This window comes from Rhizobium sp. K102 (genome assembly GCF_022385315.1).
Classification (GTDB): domain Bacteria; phylum Pseudomonadota; class Alphaproteobacteria; order Rhizobiales; family Rhizobiaceae; genus Rhizobium; species Rhizobium croatiense.
In genome coordinates this window covers 2,760,726-2,775,024 of record NZ_CP092436.1, presented here as the reverse complement: position 1 = coordinate 2,775,024, position 14,299 = coordinate 2,760,726, and the positions used below count along the sequence as shown (strand labels likewise).

Annotated in this window: 16 protein-coding genes, 1 tRNA gene and 2 pseudogenes; 16 read left to right on the top strand and 3 right to left on the bottom strand. The window is 57.8% G+C overall.

What is annotated here, in order from left to right; genetic code table 11:
- Nucleotides 1–16: 16 nt before the first annotated feature.
- From MHI61_RS19730 to MHI61_RS19710, 5 genes are all read left to right on the top strand, one after another.
- Complete coding sequence (locus MHI61_RS19730; protein ID WP_239790188.1) at nucleotides 17–1,036, top strand: NAD-dependent epimerase/dehydratase family protein; 1,020 nt, start codon at nucleotides 17–19, stop codon at nucleotides 1,034–1,036.
- A 468-nt stretch (nucleotides 1,037–1,504) separates the two neighbouring features.
- Nucleotides 1,505–2,566: a GDP-mannose 4,6-dehydratase gene (gene gmd / locus MHI61_RS19725; RefSeq protein ID WP_239790187.1), complete on the top strand. Its 1,062-nt coding sequence runs from the start codon at nucleotides 1,505–1,507 to the stop codon at nucleotides 2,564–2,566.
- Complete coding sequence (locus MHI61_RS19720) at nucleotides 2,567–3,517, top strand: GDP-L-fucose synthase (RefSeq protein WP_239790186.1); 951 nt, start codon at nucleotides 2,567–2,569, stop codon at nucleotides 3,515–3,517.
- Nucleotides 3,471–3,950 carry a transposase gene (locus tag MHI61_RS32815; protein ID WP_345774858.1) on the top strand — a complete coding sequence of 160 codons (480 nt, stop codon included), beginning with the start codon at nucleotides 3,471–3,473 and terminating at the stop codon, nucleotides 3,948–3,950. Before MHI61_RS19720 ends, MHI61_RS32815 begins: the two co-directional genes overlap by 47 nt.
- 134 nt (nucleotides 3,951–4,084) lie before the next feature.
- Complete coding sequence (locus MHI61_RS19710; RefSeq protein ID WP_345774857.1) at nucleotides 4,085–4,843, top strand: membrane-anchored protein; 759 nt, start codon at nucleotides 4,085–4,087, stop codon at nucleotides 4,841–4,843.
- 94 nt (nucleotides 4,844–4,937) lie between these two features.
- On the opposite strand, the pseudogene MHI61_RS19705 reads toward MHI61_RS19710, so the two are convergent.
- A pseudogene (locus MHI61_RS19705) lies at nucleotides 4,938–5,460 on the bottom strand (IS3 family transposase); the annotation flags it as partial.
- A gap of 558 nt (nucleotides 5,461–6,018) precedes the next feature.
- Here MHI61_RS19705 and MHI61_RS19700 point away from each other — a divergent pair.
- The 3 genes from MHI61_RS19700 (at nucleotide 6,019) to MHI61_RS32660 (ending at nucleotide 6,965) form a co-directional block, all read left to right on the top strand.
- On the top strand, nucleotides 6,019–6,309 hold the full coding sequence (locus MHI61_RS19700; RefSeq protein ID WP_239790184.1) for a CopG family transcriptional regulator: 291 nt from the start codon (nucleotides 6,019–6,021) through the stop codon (nucleotides 6,307–6,309).
- A gap of 51 nt (nucleotides 6,310–6,360) precedes the next feature.
- The gene (locus MHI61_RS19695; protein WP_239790183.1) at nucleotides 6,361–6,558 is read left to right on the top strand and encodes a hypothetical protein; all 198 of its coding nucleotides are present in this window, start codon (nucleotides 6,361–6,363) and stop codon (nucleotides 6,556–6,558) included.
- Between the two features lie 278 nt (nucleotides 6,559–6,836).
- The gene (locus tag MHI61_RS32660; RefSeq protein ID WP_275593075.1) at nucleotides 6,837–6,965 is read left to right on the top strand and encodes a hypothetical protein; all 129 of its coding nucleotides are present in this window, start codon (nucleotides 6,837–6,839) and stop codon (nucleotides 6,963–6,965) included.
- A gap of 401 nt (nucleotides 6,966–7,366) precedes the next feature.
- Here MHI61_RS32660 and ligD read toward each other — a convergent pair.
- Nucleotides 7,367–8,128, bottom strand: a pseudogene (ligD, locus tag MHI61_RS19690) (non-homologous end-joining DNA ligase); the annotation flags it as partial.
- Nucleotides 8,129–8,413: 285 nt separating this feature from the next.
- Between ligD and MHI61_RS19685 the strand changes: the two are divergent.
- From MHI61_RS19685 to MHI61_RS19660, 6 genes are all read left to right on the top strand, one after another.
- Nucleotides 8,414–8,623 carry a hypothetical protein gene (locus tag MHI61_RS19685; protein ID WP_239790182.1) on the top strand — a complete coding sequence of 70 codons (210 nt, stop codon included), beginning with the start codon at nucleotides 8,414–8,416 and terminating at the stop codon, nucleotides 8,621–8,623.
- Nucleotides 8,624–8,625: 2 nt separating this feature from the next.
- Nucleotides 8,626–8,946, top strand: a complete 321-nt coding sequence (locus MHI61_RS19680) for a hypothetical protein (protein ID WP_239790181.1) — start codon at nucleotides 8,626–8,628, stop codon at nucleotides 8,944–8,946.
- Nucleotide 8,947: 1 nt separating this feature from the next.
- Nucleotides 8,948–9,364 (top strand): hypothetical protein, encoded by a 417-nt coding sequence (locus MHI61_RS32810; protein WP_345774856.1) that lies wholly within the window; start codon nucleotides 8,948–8,950, stop codon nucleotides 9,362–9,364.
- 18 nt (nucleotides 9,365–9,382) lie between these two features.
- Nucleotides 9,383–9,997, top strand: a complete 615-nt coding sequence (locus MHI61_RS19675; RefSeq protein ID WP_345774855.1) for an SOS response-associated peptidase family protein — start codon at nucleotides 9,383–9,385, stop codon at nucleotides 9,995–9,997.
- 26 nt (nucleotides 9,998–10,023) lie between these two features.
- Nucleotides 10,024–10,227 (top strand): hypothetical protein, encoded by a 204-nt coding sequence (locus tag MHI61_RS19670; RefSeq protein WP_239790180.1) that lies wholly within the window; start codon nucleotides 10,024–10,026, stop codon nucleotides 10,225–10,227.
- Nucleotides 10,228–10,965: 738 nt separating this feature from the next.
- Nucleotides 10,966–11,421, top strand: coding sequence for a hypothetical protein (locus tag MHI61_RS19660; RefSeq protein WP_239790179.1), 456 nt, complete (start codon nucleotides 10,966–10,968; stop codon nucleotides 11,419–11,421).
- Nucleotides 11,422–11,597: 176 nt separating this feature from the next.
- Here the strand turns inward: MHI61_RS19660 and MHI61_RS19655 are convergent.
- Nucleotides 11,598–11,671, bottom strand: a tRNA-Gln gene (locus tag MHI61_RS19655).
- A gap of 244 nt (nucleotides 11,672–11,915) precedes the next feature.
- Here MHI61_RS19655 and MHI61_RS19650 point away from each other — a divergent pair.
- Together MHI61_RS19650 and MHI61_RS19645 are read left to right on the top strand one after the other, a co-directional pair.
- Entirely contained in the window at nucleotides 11,916–13,466 is a 1,551-nt protein-coding gene (locus MHI61_RS19650; protein ID WP_239790178.1) for a Ppx/GppA phosphatase family protein, read from the top strand.
- Between the two features lie 10 nt (nucleotides 13,467–13,476).
- The gene (locus MHI61_RS19645) at nucleotides 13,477–14,193 is read left to right on the top strand and encodes an RlmE family RNA methyltransferase (protein WP_239790177.1); all 717 of its coding nucleotides are present in this window, start codon (nucleotides 13,477–13,479) and stop codon (nucleotides 14,191–14,193) included.
- Nucleotides 14,194–14,299 lie beyond the last annotated feature (106 nt).

The window sequence follows — 14,299 nt, the reverse complement described above, 5'->3', positions numbered from 1 at the left end:
CCAAGAAAAGGTGGGAATGCGCTACTTCATTACAGGGACGGCCGGTTTCATCGGTTTTCATCTGGCCAGGCGCCTGCTGCAGGAGGGGCATGAGGTAACCGGCTTCGACGGCCTCACGTCCTATTACAACGTCAAGCTCAAGGAGATGCGCCATGCGGCCCTCTCCCAGTTTCCGGCGTTCAAACCGGTCATCGCGATGCTTGAGGACCGGCCGTCGCTGGAGGCGGCTGTCCTCGCGGCCAAGCCCGACATCCTGGTCCACCTCGCCGCACAGGCTGGCGTGCGCTACAGCCTGGAAAATCCCGAAGCCTATATACATTCGAACGTCGAAGGCTCGTGGAACATCATGGAAATCGCCCGGCGGGTCGAAGTCAGCCATCTGATGTTGGCCTCGACATCATCGATCTATGGCGCCAACGCAACCGTCCCCTTCCACGAGACCGATCGCGCCGACGAGCCGCTGACCATTTACGCCGCGACGAAGAAATCGATGGAGCTGATGGCGCACAGCTATGCCCATCTTCACAAGATTCCGACCACGGCCTTCCGCTTCTTCACCGTCTATGGCCCATGGGGCCGCCCCGATATGGCGCTGTTCAAATTCGCCAAGAACATGCTCGAGGGCCAGCCGATCGAGATCTACGGCGAAGGCAATATGAGCCGCGATTTTACCTATATCGATGATCTCGTCGAAGCGATCGTCAGGTTGTCGGCAATTGCGCCCGGCGAGGAAAACCGCCTCGACAACGCGGCGGTCGAAACGCTTTCGCGCCAAGCGCCCTTCCGCGTCGTCAATATAGGCGGCGGCCAGCCAGTCAGCCTGATGGACTTCGTCGACACGGTGGAAAAAGCCCTCGGCCGTCCTGCCATTCGCAAGATGCTGGCGATGCAGAAGGGCGACGTGCCGCGCACCTTCGCTGCCCCCGACCTGCTCGTCGCACTAACCGGCTACAAGCCGGATACGGCATTGGATGTCGGCGTCAAGGCCTTCGTCGACTGGTATACGAAGGCTCACCAAGAACTTCCAGGGAGTTAATCCCTCACCTGAATTGACTTTCTTCAGTGACAGGAATCCGAAACGCAACGGCTGCATTTGAGAACTGCAAATTCTCCTATCTTGTATTAGGAAACCCCACCAGCGAGAAATCCGGTATGGCTAACAAGATTATCGCCGCTTTCATTGTTGCCTCATGTGTTCTGTCAATTGTAATTGCCAGCGCGGAGGGTGAAAATAGACCGCCAGTTTGGCCCCAGATAACCGCTCCCAAGACGGACCGGTTGCTGCCGATCCACGCGGACTAACTCATTGTACAGCACCACAACAGACCTGCCGGGGATGTCTGAGACCCGTTTGGACGCGCAATAACAGTAACAACTGGTTGCCGCGTCAACCGCAGAGATCGACATTGCGAAGTTCGCTCGGTGGGGCTCGGTTATGTGGGGTTGCGCTCGTTCGCTCGTCTCCATAAGATATCCTGGAGATTGCATCGAAAGACGATGTGAGATGACGAAAACTGCGCTTATTACTGGGGTGACTGGTCAGGACGGTGCCTATCTGGCCGAATTGCTTCTGAGCAAAGGCTATACGGTGCACGGTATCAAGCGGCGATCATCGTCTTTCAACACCGGCCGGATCGAGCACATCTATCAGGATCCGCATGAAGCCCATCCGCGCTTCATCCTTCACTATGGCGATATGATCGACTCGACCAACCTCCTGCGGATCGTGCAGCAGACTCAGCCCGATGAAATCTATAACCTGGCCGCACAAAGCCATGTGGGTGTCAGCTTCGAAATGCCTGAATACACGGCGGATGCCGATGGTGTCGGGACGTTGAGGCTGCTCGAGGCGATCCGTATCCTGGGGCTCGAGGGAAAAACCCGGTTTTACCAGGCATCGACATCGGAACTCTACGGTCTCGTGCAAGAAGTGCCTCAGAACGAGAAGACGCCATTTTATCCGCGTTCTCCCTATGCCGCGGCCAAGCTCTATGCTTACTGGATCGTGGTGAATTATCGCGAGGCCTACGACATGCACGCGTCCAACGGCATTCTGTTCAACCATGAAAGCCCGCTTCGCGGCGAGACTTTCGTCACGCGCAAGATCACCATGGCGGTGGCTGCCATCAGCCTCGGCCTTCAAGACAAGCTTTACCTCGGCAACCTTGACGCCCAGCGTGACTGGGGCCATGCGCGCGAATATGTCGAGGGCATGTGGCTCATGCTGCAGCAGGACAATCCCGATGATTACGTATTGGCAACCGGTGAGACGACGCGTGTTCGCCAGTTTGTCGAGTGGGCCTTTGCCGACGTCGGCATCACCTTGGAATGGAAGGGGTCCGGCGTCGACGAAAAGGGTTATGACACCGCCTCCGGTGCGTGCATAGTGGAAATCGATCCTCGGTATTTCCGCCCGACGGAAGTCGATCTTCTGCTTGGCGATCCGACCAAAGCACGTCAGAACCTGGGCTGGCACCACAAGACGCCGGTTCGCGAACTCGCCGCTGAGATGGTGCGCGAGGATATCAAGCACTGGAAGGCTCAAGGCAGGCGAAAAGGGGGCTGAGTGTTCGACTTATCCAACAAGAAGATTTGGGTTGCCGGTCATCGTGGTATGGTCGGCAGTGCTCTTGTGCGCAGGCTTCAATCCGAAGATTGCAGCGTTGTCACGGCCACGCGCGCCGAGGTCGACTTGAAGCGCCAGGACGAGGTCGAAAAATTTGTTGACGCAACCCGGCCTGACGCGATCATTCTCGCCGCTGCTAAAGTTGGCGGCATCCTCGCGAATGACAGCTATCCCGCAGAATTCATCTACGAAAATCTGATTATCGAAGCCAACATCTTCGAAGCCGCCCACCGGGCGGGAGTGGACCGGCTTCTTTTCCTGGGCTCGAGCTGCATCTATCCGAAGCTCGCTCCACAGCCGATTCCCGAAGAGGCTCTGTTGACCGGTCCGCTTGAGCCGACCAACGAATGGTACGCGATTGCCAAGATCGCAGGTATCAAGCTCGCGGAATCCTATCGCAAGCAATATGGCCGGGACTACATTTCGGCCATGCCGACCAACCTGTACGGGCCCGGCGATAATTTCGACCTGAATTCCAGCCATGTGCTGCCCGCGCTAATCCGTAAGGCGCATGCTGCGAAACAGCGTAGTGACCCGCAAATGGTAGTCTGGGGCACAGGAACCCCGCGCCGCGAGTTTCTTCACGTCGACGACTGCGCCGACGCCCTGGTGTTTCTGCTCAAAACCTATTCGGGCTCGCAGCACGTCAATGTCGGCTCGGGCACGGATCTCGAAATAATCGAGTTGACGCGTCTGGTCTGCCGCGTTGTCGGTTATGAGGGTGAGATCATCCATGATCTTTCCAAGCCGGACGGCACGCCGCGAAAACTGATGAGCAACAAGAAGCTGCAGGACATGGGCTGGGAACCGCACATTTCGCTCGAGGACGGCATCAGAGCCACTTATGCCTGGTTCCTGCAATCCGAAAATGGAGCCGATCCGGCGGTCTGAAGTCAGGTCCGTGAAAATCTGCTTTTTGCTATTCCACATCGATGTCTGCGGTATGGGGGCTCGCCCGAGGCGCGGCGGCTGGTCTTTCTCGATGAGGCCTGGATCAAGACGAACATGGCGCCCGGGTGGGGACTGGGCCGACGTCTATGTGCGGCGGTCCCGCATGGCATTGAAACCCCTGACCTTCATTGCCGCCTTGCGCTGCGACCGCATCGATGCCCCTTGGTTCATCGATGCGCCGATCAACGGTGAGCTCTTAACCCTCTATATCGAGAGGATCCTCGTCCCTACGCTCGCCGAGGGCGACATTGTCATCCTCGACAATCTCGGCAGCCATAAGGACCAAGCCTATCGTGCCGTCCAGGCTGCAGGTGCGCACCTAAACCAGGCACAACTTTGTGGTCGTCGAATCCTTCAAATTCGAGCTGCGTAGACATGCAATATGGTGCATCAGACCCAGCCTTGCAATCTGATAACCCTTTGTTACAAACGCATCTCAGATTCTCGCCCCGTTTCACCCCTTGTTTTGAGATTTCAGGCTAAGCATCAGCTGGAGTGATACTTCGAATGCCAAATTTGCTCGCTCAGATGCATAAAATCATCTACCGGCGCATCAGATATACCGTGACCAGGCCAAAGCCGCCGAAAACCAGTGTACCACTTGCCGGCCCTGTCGTGGTCGTCGGATCGGCACCCGTTTCCCACAAGCCCGTCGGCTTCGATGAGACATATCGCATCATTTCGGTGAACGCCTCGCAAATAGCCGTCCACGCCTGGGGCATCGATGCGCCGGACATCACTCTGATGGGCTTCAACGAACTCCAAGGCGGCAATACGGCAGCCGTGGAAACAAGGCGCGTTCTAACCGGGCACCGCACCGGCGCTCTCTATGTTCTCACCTGGCGGCGGGGTCAGAAACGCCAGGCGCGCGTGAAAAACAATCTGAACTCGTTCAACTATTCCTACCGGGATCTCCATATCGTGGGCCGCTATCAGCGCATAGCGTTGATGCACAAAGCCAGCGGACTAGTGAACCTTGAACTCGACGCCGAAACGAAGTGTTCGAACGGAATGATCGCAGTGTTGTTTGCATTATACAACGGCGCCGACGCGGTCATCATAACCGGCATAAATCCTCATTCGAACGGCCACATATACAACAGCGCCAATCTGACCCGTAAACATACCCGTTTCGACCGGGAAATCCTGATAAGGCTGCTCAGGCAAGGCTATCCCATCTACACAGCCGATCCGCAGGTCTCGGAAGAAGTCGGCCTGCCGCTCTGGCAGGGTGACGAAAGACCGAAGACAAAGGCGGCGCAATAAGCGACCGACACTTTACAACAACGATCTTCCCCGGCTTGTCGATCGAGATGACCCGGTTCAGTTCAAGCTCCAGAGAACCCAACGCCACGACTCACCGCAGTTTCTTGCCAATGACGAGTTGGTCATGGACGAAGTCCATCGCGTAAACATCATCGGGTCCCATTCTATTTGAGGACACCCTCCCGCAGGTTCGCTTTAACGCGGCGCTTTGGCGTCTTGTTGCGCAATTCCAGGCCCAAGTCCCTGTAAATAAACTGCCTTGATTTTGGTGCCCCAACCCTCGCGTTCAAGCAGGACGTGCAATCGACGATAGCCGTGGCGGACAAGGGTTTCGCAAATCTCGCGTATGCGACGTTCGAGGCCGGCCCGATCGGCTCGGCGGGAGGCGTAGTGGTAGGTTGAACGGTCGAAGTTCAGCGCCCCGCAGGCACGGCGTATCGAGATCGCCCAGTCTCGGCACATGCCCTTCACCATCTCCCGCTTGCGAGCAGGCCTTAGAGCTTTCGCCGAATGACATCCTGCAACATCGCGGTCCAGCGTCAGATCAGCGACGGTCTTCTTTGGACGCGCATTCCTATCCTCTAGCGCTTAAGCTTCTTCATCTCCGGCGGCATCATGCAGCGATCGGAGATTGTGGTTCCCATTTATAGAGGCGTGAGGTGATCCGCCAAATGAGCGGAGGTATTTTGCAAAGTCTGTGAAATCCGGAAGGGCGTTGATGGCCATTTCGGCGGCGAATGAGATTCTCGACCTCGTGGCACGGCCATGATGAGTGCTCTGTCTTTCCCTGAGGACTTGTCCATCGCACTCGATCGGCGTGGGCATCGCCTTTGGCTGTAGTTCTGGGCATCAGGTCGCCAATGATACCGATATCCGGCACAGGAAAATCAGGTAATTAGGGCCTTCATGTCCTTCCCGAGAGAAGGGTGATAGTTCATACTGGAGACATGGGTTACACTTTTGGCCTTTGCGAGGAGAGCAAAGGTGCCAGGGAATCAAACAGGTCGAAGACCAAATCTGGCTGATGATGACTCGCTTCATTTGTATGTGTCTTTTGCTGCCCGGCCTCAGTGGCTGCATCAATAGGTTCTATCCCGCTCCTCCGATAAACATGTGCCCGAACATCCTTCAGACTGCGGCGACTGCAATAAGGCATCACGGCCGGACAAGGCACCATGAGCACACCAGACACCGCTACCCTCCTCGAAGACGCCGCCGATCGGATCGCGGATATCTCACGAGCGGATCTGCAAATCATGCTGCGGCGCGCAGCCCTGCGGTTGCGCAATGCCGGCGCCCTTTCAATGGACGACGATGTTGAGGAAGTTTTGCGCGACCTTGCCGGCGAGTTCGGCATGACGCGCAACGACACGATCAGATATATCGTCCGCGAGTGGTTGGAGAAGAACACCTATCTGCCGGTGCATAGCCTGGACGAAGATGGAGATATCGACGGGAATGCCTGAGCCGCGGCGTTATGCTGGCGAACCTCCCCACCTTCTGAACGAAGCATCAGCATGCCAAGCCTCGCGCAGATGACTGGTTCACTGCATATCCACAACTTCTATATCGGCAAGCTGAAGGATAAACAGGAACAGCTTTTCGAAAGCGACCCCGAAACGACGATGCTTCTCGACAACGTGGCTGCCATTCTTTCGGAGCACGCCATAGCCTTGGCAGAGGATAGCGCCGACAAGGAATTCGCGGAGGGATGAGGCGGCTGACAAAGGTTTGGTCGGTGGCTCTGGGTGCCGCGATCGGATTTGGATTGGGCGCGGTCGCTGGTCAAATGATATTTGATGATACACCAATTTCAGTTGCTTTTGGTGCCGCTTTTGGCGCTGCCGTTGGGACCTTCGTAAAAAGCAACAGGTAGGTTACCCTTCCACTCCAATCACGCCATCCTGACGATGTCCACAAAACGTGTTCAAGCGGAGGTCGACGCATGTGCGTCGGGTGAGTAAAAGGGCGCCAATAAGAGGTGACGCCATGAGTGAAATCAAAAGACAAGAACGACGAACCGGAAAAGCGGCCCCCGCCTCCCAAAGCGATCAAGTTCTACGATCCATGGGAAGAAGAGTTCCGTCGATCCTACAAGGATGACAAGAGTTTCGATTTCTGAAAACGAGTCAAATCTGCGCCCCGCTGCTCATGACCAATTCGTGCCGGACAGGACGCCACTCTTCTTAACTCTGCGGTACAATTGCCAAAATATCCGGAAGGTAAAATCGTTCCGAGTGATGAACATGGCAAATTACGTTGAGACTCAGCGGTTCCACTGTTCTAGCGCGGCAGGCCGCAATTATACTGTGATTGAACAAATGCGGGCACCCCGGTTCTCAGCAAGTCCACGAGTGGACTATGTTACGGAGGACGGCGACGTGGCTGAGCGCCTAGATGATCAGAGTTTTCTGCTCCTTCTTTCAAACGAAGTTGTCCGCGTTTCCTAGCCGGGTGCAGACATATCGAACTACCTTGGCGGCGTGAAGGCCGCCAAGCGGTCAAAAAATTGATTTTACTTCGCTATATCATCTCATAAACCGCCGCACTGTCCGCCCGATCGCGCAGCCCCTTATATGACGCATGTCGCAGCTTTCTGTCATGTGTCCAGGTTCGATATTCGATTTCAGCAACCAGCTCCGGACGGACAAAGACCGCATTTCGCTTCCGTCCTGTGTCGACAGCCGGCTTGCCGATGAGGAGCTGGTCCATCTGCTCCCGGATCTCACCCGCGGAACGTTCATTGAAGCCGATTCCCACTCCCCCGACATAGACGAGCTCGTTGGCCTTGCGCGCCGCGAGGAGCAGACGTCCGATTCCCCCAAATGATGTCGTCGATTTCTCATACCCGACGATGATGAACCCATCGCTCTGGATGCATTTGATCTTTACCCAGTCGCCGGGCCGGCCGCTGCGATAGGTGCTGTTCCGGTCTTTGGCAACGATGCCTTCCAGCCCATGCTCGCACGCGATTCGCAGGAGCATATCGCCATCCGCCTCAATCTCCTCCGATAATCGAATGGCATCCTCGCCGCCGGCGGGCACCAGTCTCTCGAGCAGATGACGCCGTGCAGTGAGTTCCGTTCCTGTAAGATCGCGGCCGTCGAAATACAGAAGGTCGAATGTCATCAACACTGCTTCCCGCGACATCCTCTTGCCGCCGCGGCCGCCGAGTGATTGCTGAAGCCCGCCAAAGTCAGACCGGCCCTGCGCGTCAAGCACGACGGCCTCGCCATCCAGGATGGCCGTCGAGACGGAAAGGCGCCTCGCCTTGCCTGCCACAGCCTTGACGAGGCTTTCGCGCAAGCCGGAACGTCAAGTTTTTCACGACCCGTCTTATTGACGTGCCAAGCGACGCCACTTTGGGAAATGTTCAGATGGCAATCGACGAGATCGCCGGCGACGCCTGCGGTATCTTTGTGACCACGCATATAGCTAAGGTCGATGCCGAAACGGGTGAGCCGATTTTTGCAGACGAAACTACCCGGCCATTCAAATTCCCCCATGCTCGCGGCGTCGAGGACGCGATATCCAGCTTCTGCAAACACCTCAGAATGGCGGCATCATCCCGTGAGCGCTGCTGTCACGCCAGAGAGAAACCCAACCGCGACAGACGACGAGTTGGCAGAGGTCATCGCCTATCACAGGGGCGACATGCAGGCGGCTATATGCACCCTGCTTGCCGACCTCCGCCATCTGCGCCAACAGCTAGCATTGGCGGAAGGCGCCATGAGCAGGGGCATGGCGCGCGGTTGGCGGCCGACCTACGACCGAGACTGACAATGCCAGAAATGAACTATTCCAAGAAGTTGCGCGGCTGGAGACTGAGTGATGCGGACGAGGCCGGGCAGTTGCTGGAAGTCACCTGCCAATTCTGCAGAACCACCTACCGCTATTTCCCGCGGGATCTTCTGAAACTGACGACGAATGTCAGCCTCGATCGGCTGCCAAGCCGGTTCCATTGCCAGCGCTGCGATCGGGCAGACTATGTGGTGCTCAAGGTGGTTCAGCTTTGGGGCTCGGAATACGGCAAGCTCGAGGTGCGCCGCCTGGTCAAGATCAACACAGTGAAAAAGCCGATATGGGAAGATGGGGTGCTGTAAGATGGCCGACCGAAGAGATAATCCCCTCGCCCGCTGGCGCTTGAACGCCCTCCTGCCCCATCACGTGATTATCTTTTGGGGCAACTATAATTCCGGCGAGCCTGCTCACCACTTCCGCCAACGAGGCGAGATAATCAGCTCCGCGCTTGCCATAGACCAGTCTTCCAAGTCCTATTCCGCTTCGGTCGAATGGGATCAGTATCTTGTTTTCTGTTTCGGAAGTCGCGAAGCTGCGACGCAATTCAGGGACCGCTGGAACGGTCAATTCATCGATACGGACGAAGTGAGCAGGAAAGGCGTGCGGACGCCAAGGGAGGGTGATGTGTGCAATTTATACAGGATGATGAGCAACCAGCAGGCCATCCGAGCGATCACGCGGGCGATGATCGACAGCACCGGCAACATGGAGCCGCAGTAAGAGATCTGGCCCGACCGAATGGCGCCGATTGTCCGCAACACTCCCGCCGGGCGAGAACTCGCCAACGTCCGCTGGGGATTGCCAAGCTCTTCGAAGGCTCTTTTCGATGCAGCGACCAAACGCGCTGGCGGGCTGCGCAAGAAGGGAAAGCCGGTCAACTTCGACGAGCTCCTGAAGATGGAGCCGGATGGTGGCACGACGAACCTCCGCAATGTCAGCAGGAAACATTGGAAACGCTGGCTTGGCGTCGAGAACCGTTGCGTCGTGCCGTTCACCCGGTTTGCCGAACCTGACCCCGCGAACAAACCAGACGGCGGCAGGACGCCGAACGCATGGTTTGGCGCGCCGGACGAGTCGCTAATGTGTTTCGCGGGGTTGTGGGTCCCGCAGTGGACGAGCGTGCGGAAGATCAAGGAAGGACTGATCACGACCGACCTGTTCGGCTTCCTCACCACAGAGCCCAACGCCATCGTGGCTCCGATCCATCAAAAGGCGATGCCTGTCATCCTCGGCGGCCAGGAAGAGATCGAAACGTGGCTCACTGCGCCCTGGGAAGAGGCAAGCCGGCTGCAACGGCCATTGGCAGATGACAGGATCGTCCTGCTGCGGCCGCAGAGCCATGACCGTAGCTGACCCGCAACTCGCTTTGATTTGATCCAATGAGCATCACAAACCATTCAACCGCGCCCGGCTCGACTGTGCACTTTGAGCACAATTGCGAGGAGGAAGGCTGCCGAGAGTGGGGAGGCTTCGGTCATAGCCCGTCCAAGGCTAATCCCGTCCGCTGGTGGTGCTGGGAGCATTTCCCGTACAAAAGCTATGAGCAGAAACAGGCGCTGAGACGAAAGATCGAGGCCGATTAGATGGGGACGCAGGATTAGCCGTTGTTGATCATATAGATGAAAAGCGTAGTCCATGCAGAACCGAGCAGAAATATTGCTACCCATATCCGCATTAGCGGCGTCACTGCGTCAGGACCCGCTTTCGAGAAATGCAAGCATGCCGTCAATATCATCATCAAATAAACGTGCGGACACGCCATTAGCATTGCAAGAAGTGGCCCACGAAATAGAAGAGCTGTATAAATTTCTTCATATGCACTTTTGAAGTATAATATCGGCCTAAGCAATAAGTAGAAAGACATGAAATATATTATGGAAATTGTTGTTATTGATATTCTAAGTATATTTAGTTTATTCAATTCCCAATCTCACATGTTTTATATGGCGGCAGAGATTATCTGCTGAGAGGAAGACCATACGGAGCACCATAAAAATGGAACGCAGGACGGGACGATGGATAGATACTTGATGAATAACAAGTAGGATATGGAAAAGTGTGCAACGTCGCAAACACGCAGGAGACCGTCCGACGCGCCGGTGGTCCACCCAGCGTTGTGCCTCTGGGACGAAATCAAGAGCTGGAGCAACACGAAATGATTGCTGGAGTGATCGACTGCGCCTCGTTGACAGCAGTTGATGGAGATACGGTGCGTTGCAATGGGCAGCTTATGCGGCTGCTTGGGGAATCGCCTGCTTGATCGGGGCGTACCGGCTGGTCTCATCGATGAGTGGGTCACCAAGATCTCCGCGGCTGCGCCCATGTTTCTGGACCATCTTGGCGATGTTCGGCTGTGGCTTGGAAAGGGTCCGCATGGGACGCGACTGCTGAAGAGCTTGACCGGCGACCTGAAAGCCTACGAAACTGTCGCGAACATTTCCGAGATAATCAAGGTGCTCACGAGCATCGATGTCGATCTCGTCGAAGATGTCGCCGAGAACGGCGACGACGAGCTCGACGAGGGACCCTCATCGGAAGAAATGGTCGCCACATTCTTTGACGCTCTGCGGCTCGTTCTCGAGCGGGAGCCGCCGCGGCTATTCAAGACTTGGGACTACGTAGCCACCAGATTGCGGGCGCTGAATGCTCCGGACGCCCTGATCGAGTGGGCGGGGGCACAGCGCCTTCATACATTGGACGCCCGCCACAAGACGCGCAACGCCGACATCGTGGCAGAAGATCCGTCAGTTTTAGTGGGCTGGACAGGTCCGCGCTAATCCCATTCACCAGCGACATAGGCATCAGCTAGGGCTTCACGCTAACAGAGCGCCGCAATGGATGAACTTCGTCGAGACTATCTCGGACGTGATCCGAAAAGATGATGCGGGAAACTGTTCCGGTTGCCTCAGGCGCAGTCTTCATAAGGCGTTGAAATTCAATGATGATGAAGCTTTGGCTGGGGAACCTGGATTCGAACCAAGATCGACGGAGTCAGAGTCCGCTGTTCTACCATTGAACTATTCCCCAGCAGGCGAACCGGCAGGCGGTTCGGCTGGTGTGCGGCGCTTATAAACAAAAGCCCGCGGATTGCAAATACCTGTTTTGAAAAAAATCGGCCGTCTTCGCCGGGGCTGAAACTATTCCGCAAATCCCTCTGCCAAAAAAGAATTTGGTGATTTTGGCGGGCGCTGATATTCTTGCGGCAACGCAAAAATCGAATGAGCGCCTGCTGCATACCTCAGGGAGTTGCGCGGCGCGGTGGAAAAACAACGTGGAAGACCCCGAAGGCGGCGTGAAGCCGCAATTTGACGGGGCGTCGGCGGCAGGGCGCAAGGACGGCAAGAAGTCCAGGCGTCGCAAGGGCAAGCGCGGCGGGCAAACCCGCAGCGCCGCTCATCCCGCTTCGCATGAGCTCTCCGGCAATGCCGGGCAGCCAGCGCGCCCAATGGAAGATGCCGCTGGACATCCGGCCCGCAAGCGAAAGAGGCGCCGTCGCGGCGGCCATGGCGCTTCGCAGGAGGGCGCACCTCAACCCCAGCCGATGGAACAGACGGGCGTCGCAGCCAATGCCGCCCGGGACGGCGGCGATTCGCCGTCGAGCCGGCGCAACCGCCGCAAGCATCGCGGCAAGCGTGGCCTGCAGGGGCGGCCGCTGACATCGGCAAAGCCTTCCCATATCCAGCCGCAGGAAAACCGGGCGGAAGAGACGGCGCGTGCCGCCGTGCCGCGCGAGATGCAGAACGGCGCCGGCCGCAAGGGCCGCCCGGAGAGCCACGCGTACCAGGGGGATCGCCAGGCGCCCGAGCATGCCTGGCCGGAAGAGCTTTATGCCGCCCTCGATCTCGGCACCAACAATTGCCGTCTGCTCATTGCCCAGCCGACCCGTCCGGGCCAGTTCCGCGTCGTCGATGCCTTTTCCCGCATCGTCCGCCTCGGCGAAGGTCTTGCGGCGAGCGGCCGTCTGTCCGACGAGGCGATGGAAAGGGCGATCGAGGCGCTGAGGGTCTGCGCCTCCAAGCTCCGGAATCGGGAGATCCGCCGCATGCGGCTGATCGCGACCGAAGCCTGCCGCCAGGCGGTCAATGGCGAGGAATTCCTTGGGCGAGTAGTTGCCGAAACCGGCCTCGAGCTTGAAATCATCGATCGGGAGACCGAGGCGCGGCTTGCCGTCTCCGGCTGCTCTTCGCTGGTCAGCCGCGAGACACGCTCCGTCGTGCTCTTCGATATCGGCGGCGGCTCGTCGGAGATCGCCGTCATCCGGATCGGCGACAATCGCTTCAGCCGGCTCGCCAATCACATCACCCATTGGACGTCGCTGCCGGTCGGCGTCGTGACGCTGTCGGAGCGTCACGGCGGGCGCGATGTCACGCCGGAGCTTTTCGAAGGCATGGTGCGCGAGGTCGAAGGCATGCTCGGGAGCTTCGATTGCCCCGAGATCGAAATTGTCCAGACCGGCGATTTCCACCTTATCGGCACGTCGGGCACGGTGACGACGCTTGCCGGCGTCCATCTCGACCTGCCGCGTTATGACCGGCGCAAGGTCGATGGCATCTGGCTGTCGGATGACGAGGTCTCCGCCATGCAGGCAAAACTTCTCTCCTGGGATTTCGACAGCCGTGCGGCCAATCCCTGCATCGGACCGGATCGGGCCGATCTGGTGCTCGCCGGCTGCGCCATTCTCGAGGCGATCCGCCGCCGCTGGCCGAGCCCGCGTATGCGCGTTGCCGATCGCGGCTTGAGGGAGGGCCTGCTCACCGACATGATGGCCGATGACGGCGTGTGGCGGCGCAATCGTAATCGCCGCGGCCAGCGCGCGAAATGAGGGGAAGGGCATGACCAAGGCACCGATCGCGGGAAATCGCACCGGCCGCAAGCTCGGCCAGCGCGTCAAGAACAAGAAGATGAAGGCGTCCTCCCGCCAATGGCTGCAGCGCCACATCAACGATCCCTACGTGCAGCGCGCCCAGCTCGAAGGCTATCGCGCCCGCGCCGCCTTCAAGCTGTTGGAGATCGACGAAAAATATCACATCCTGCGCGGCGCCCGGCGGATCATCGACCTGGGGGCTGCGCCCGGCAGCTGGTCGCAAATCGCCTCCAAGGTCACCGGCTCGACGGATGAGGATGTCCGGGTGGCGGCGATCGATTTCCTCGAAATGGCCCAGCTTCCCGGCGTGAAAATCCTGCAGCTTGATTTCCTCGATCCCAGTGCGCCGGAAAAGCTGCTGGACGCGGTAGGCGGCACGCCTGATCTCGTTATATCAGACATGGCAGCGCCGACTACCGGCCACCACCGCACCGATCATCTGCGCACCATGCATCTGTGCGAAGTGGCAGCCCATTTCGCCATCGAGGTGCTGGGGGAGGGCGGGCATTTCCTCACCAAGACCTTCCAGGGCGGCACCGAGCGTGATCTGCTCGCCATGCTGAAGCAGAATTTCCGCCAGGTCGTCCATGTCAAGCCCAACTCGTCGCGCGCCGAATCGGTCGAAATGTTCCTGCTGGCCAAGGGCTTCAAAGGGCGCAAGGCCGAAGCTGAACAGCAAACTTGATCTTCGGGCAACTCTTGTTCGATGACGGGGATTCTAACTAGCTCCGGATGATCTCAAGTCGGTCTACGTGGGGACATAGGCCTGCCCTAGCGTCGCATTCGATCGT

Bases quoted from the DNA above. Each gene is read 5' to 3' on its own strand.
- MHI61_RS19730 (WP_239790188.1), top strand. From the start codon at position 17: ATGCGCTACTTCATTACAGGGACGGCCGGTTTCATCGGTTTTCATCTG.
- gmd (WP_239790187.1), top strand. From the start codon at position 1,505: ATGACGAAAACTGCGCTTATTACTGGGGTGACTGGTCAGGACGGTGCC.
- MHI61_RS32815 (WP_345774858.1), top strand. From the start codon at position 3,471: ATGCCTGGTTCCTGCAATCCGAAAATGGAGCCGATCCGGCGGTCTGAA.
- MHI61_RS19710 (WP_345774857.1), top strand. From the start codon at position 4,085: ATGCCAAATTTGCTCGCTCAGATGCATAAAATCATCTACCGGCGCATC.
- MHI61_RS19700 (WP_239790184.1), top strand. From the start codon at position 6,019: ATGAGCACACCAGACACCGCTACCCTCCTCGAAGACGCCGCCGATCGG.
- MHI61_RS19695 (WP_239790183.1), top strand. From the start codon at position 6,361: ATGCCAAGCCTCGCGCAGATGACTGGTTCACTGCATATCCACAACTTC.
- MHI61_RS19680 (WP_239790181.1), top strand. From the start codon at position 8,626: ATGCCAGAAATGAACTATTCCAAGAAGTTGCGCGGCTGGAGACTGAGT.
- MHI61_RS32810 (WP_345774856.1), top strand. From the start codon at position 8,948: ATGGCCGACCGAAGAGATAATCCCCTCGCCCGCTGGCGCTTGAACGCC.
- MHI61_RS19675 (WP_345774855.1), top strand. From the start codon at position 9,383: ATGGCGCCGATTGTCCGCAACACTCCCGCCGGGCGAGAACTCGCCAAC.
- MHI61_RS19670 (WP_239790180.1), top strand. From the start codon at position 10,024: ATGAGCATCACAAACCATTCAACCGCGCCCGGCTCGACTGTGCACTTT.
- MHI61_RS19660 (WP_239790179.1), top strand. From the start codon at position 10,966: ATGTTTCTGGACCATCTTGGCGATGTTCGGCTGTGGCTTGGAAAGGGT.
- MHI61_RS19645 (WP_239790177.1), top strand. From the start codon at position 13,477: ATGACCAAGGCACCGATCGCGGGAAATCGCACCGGCCGCAAGCTCGGC.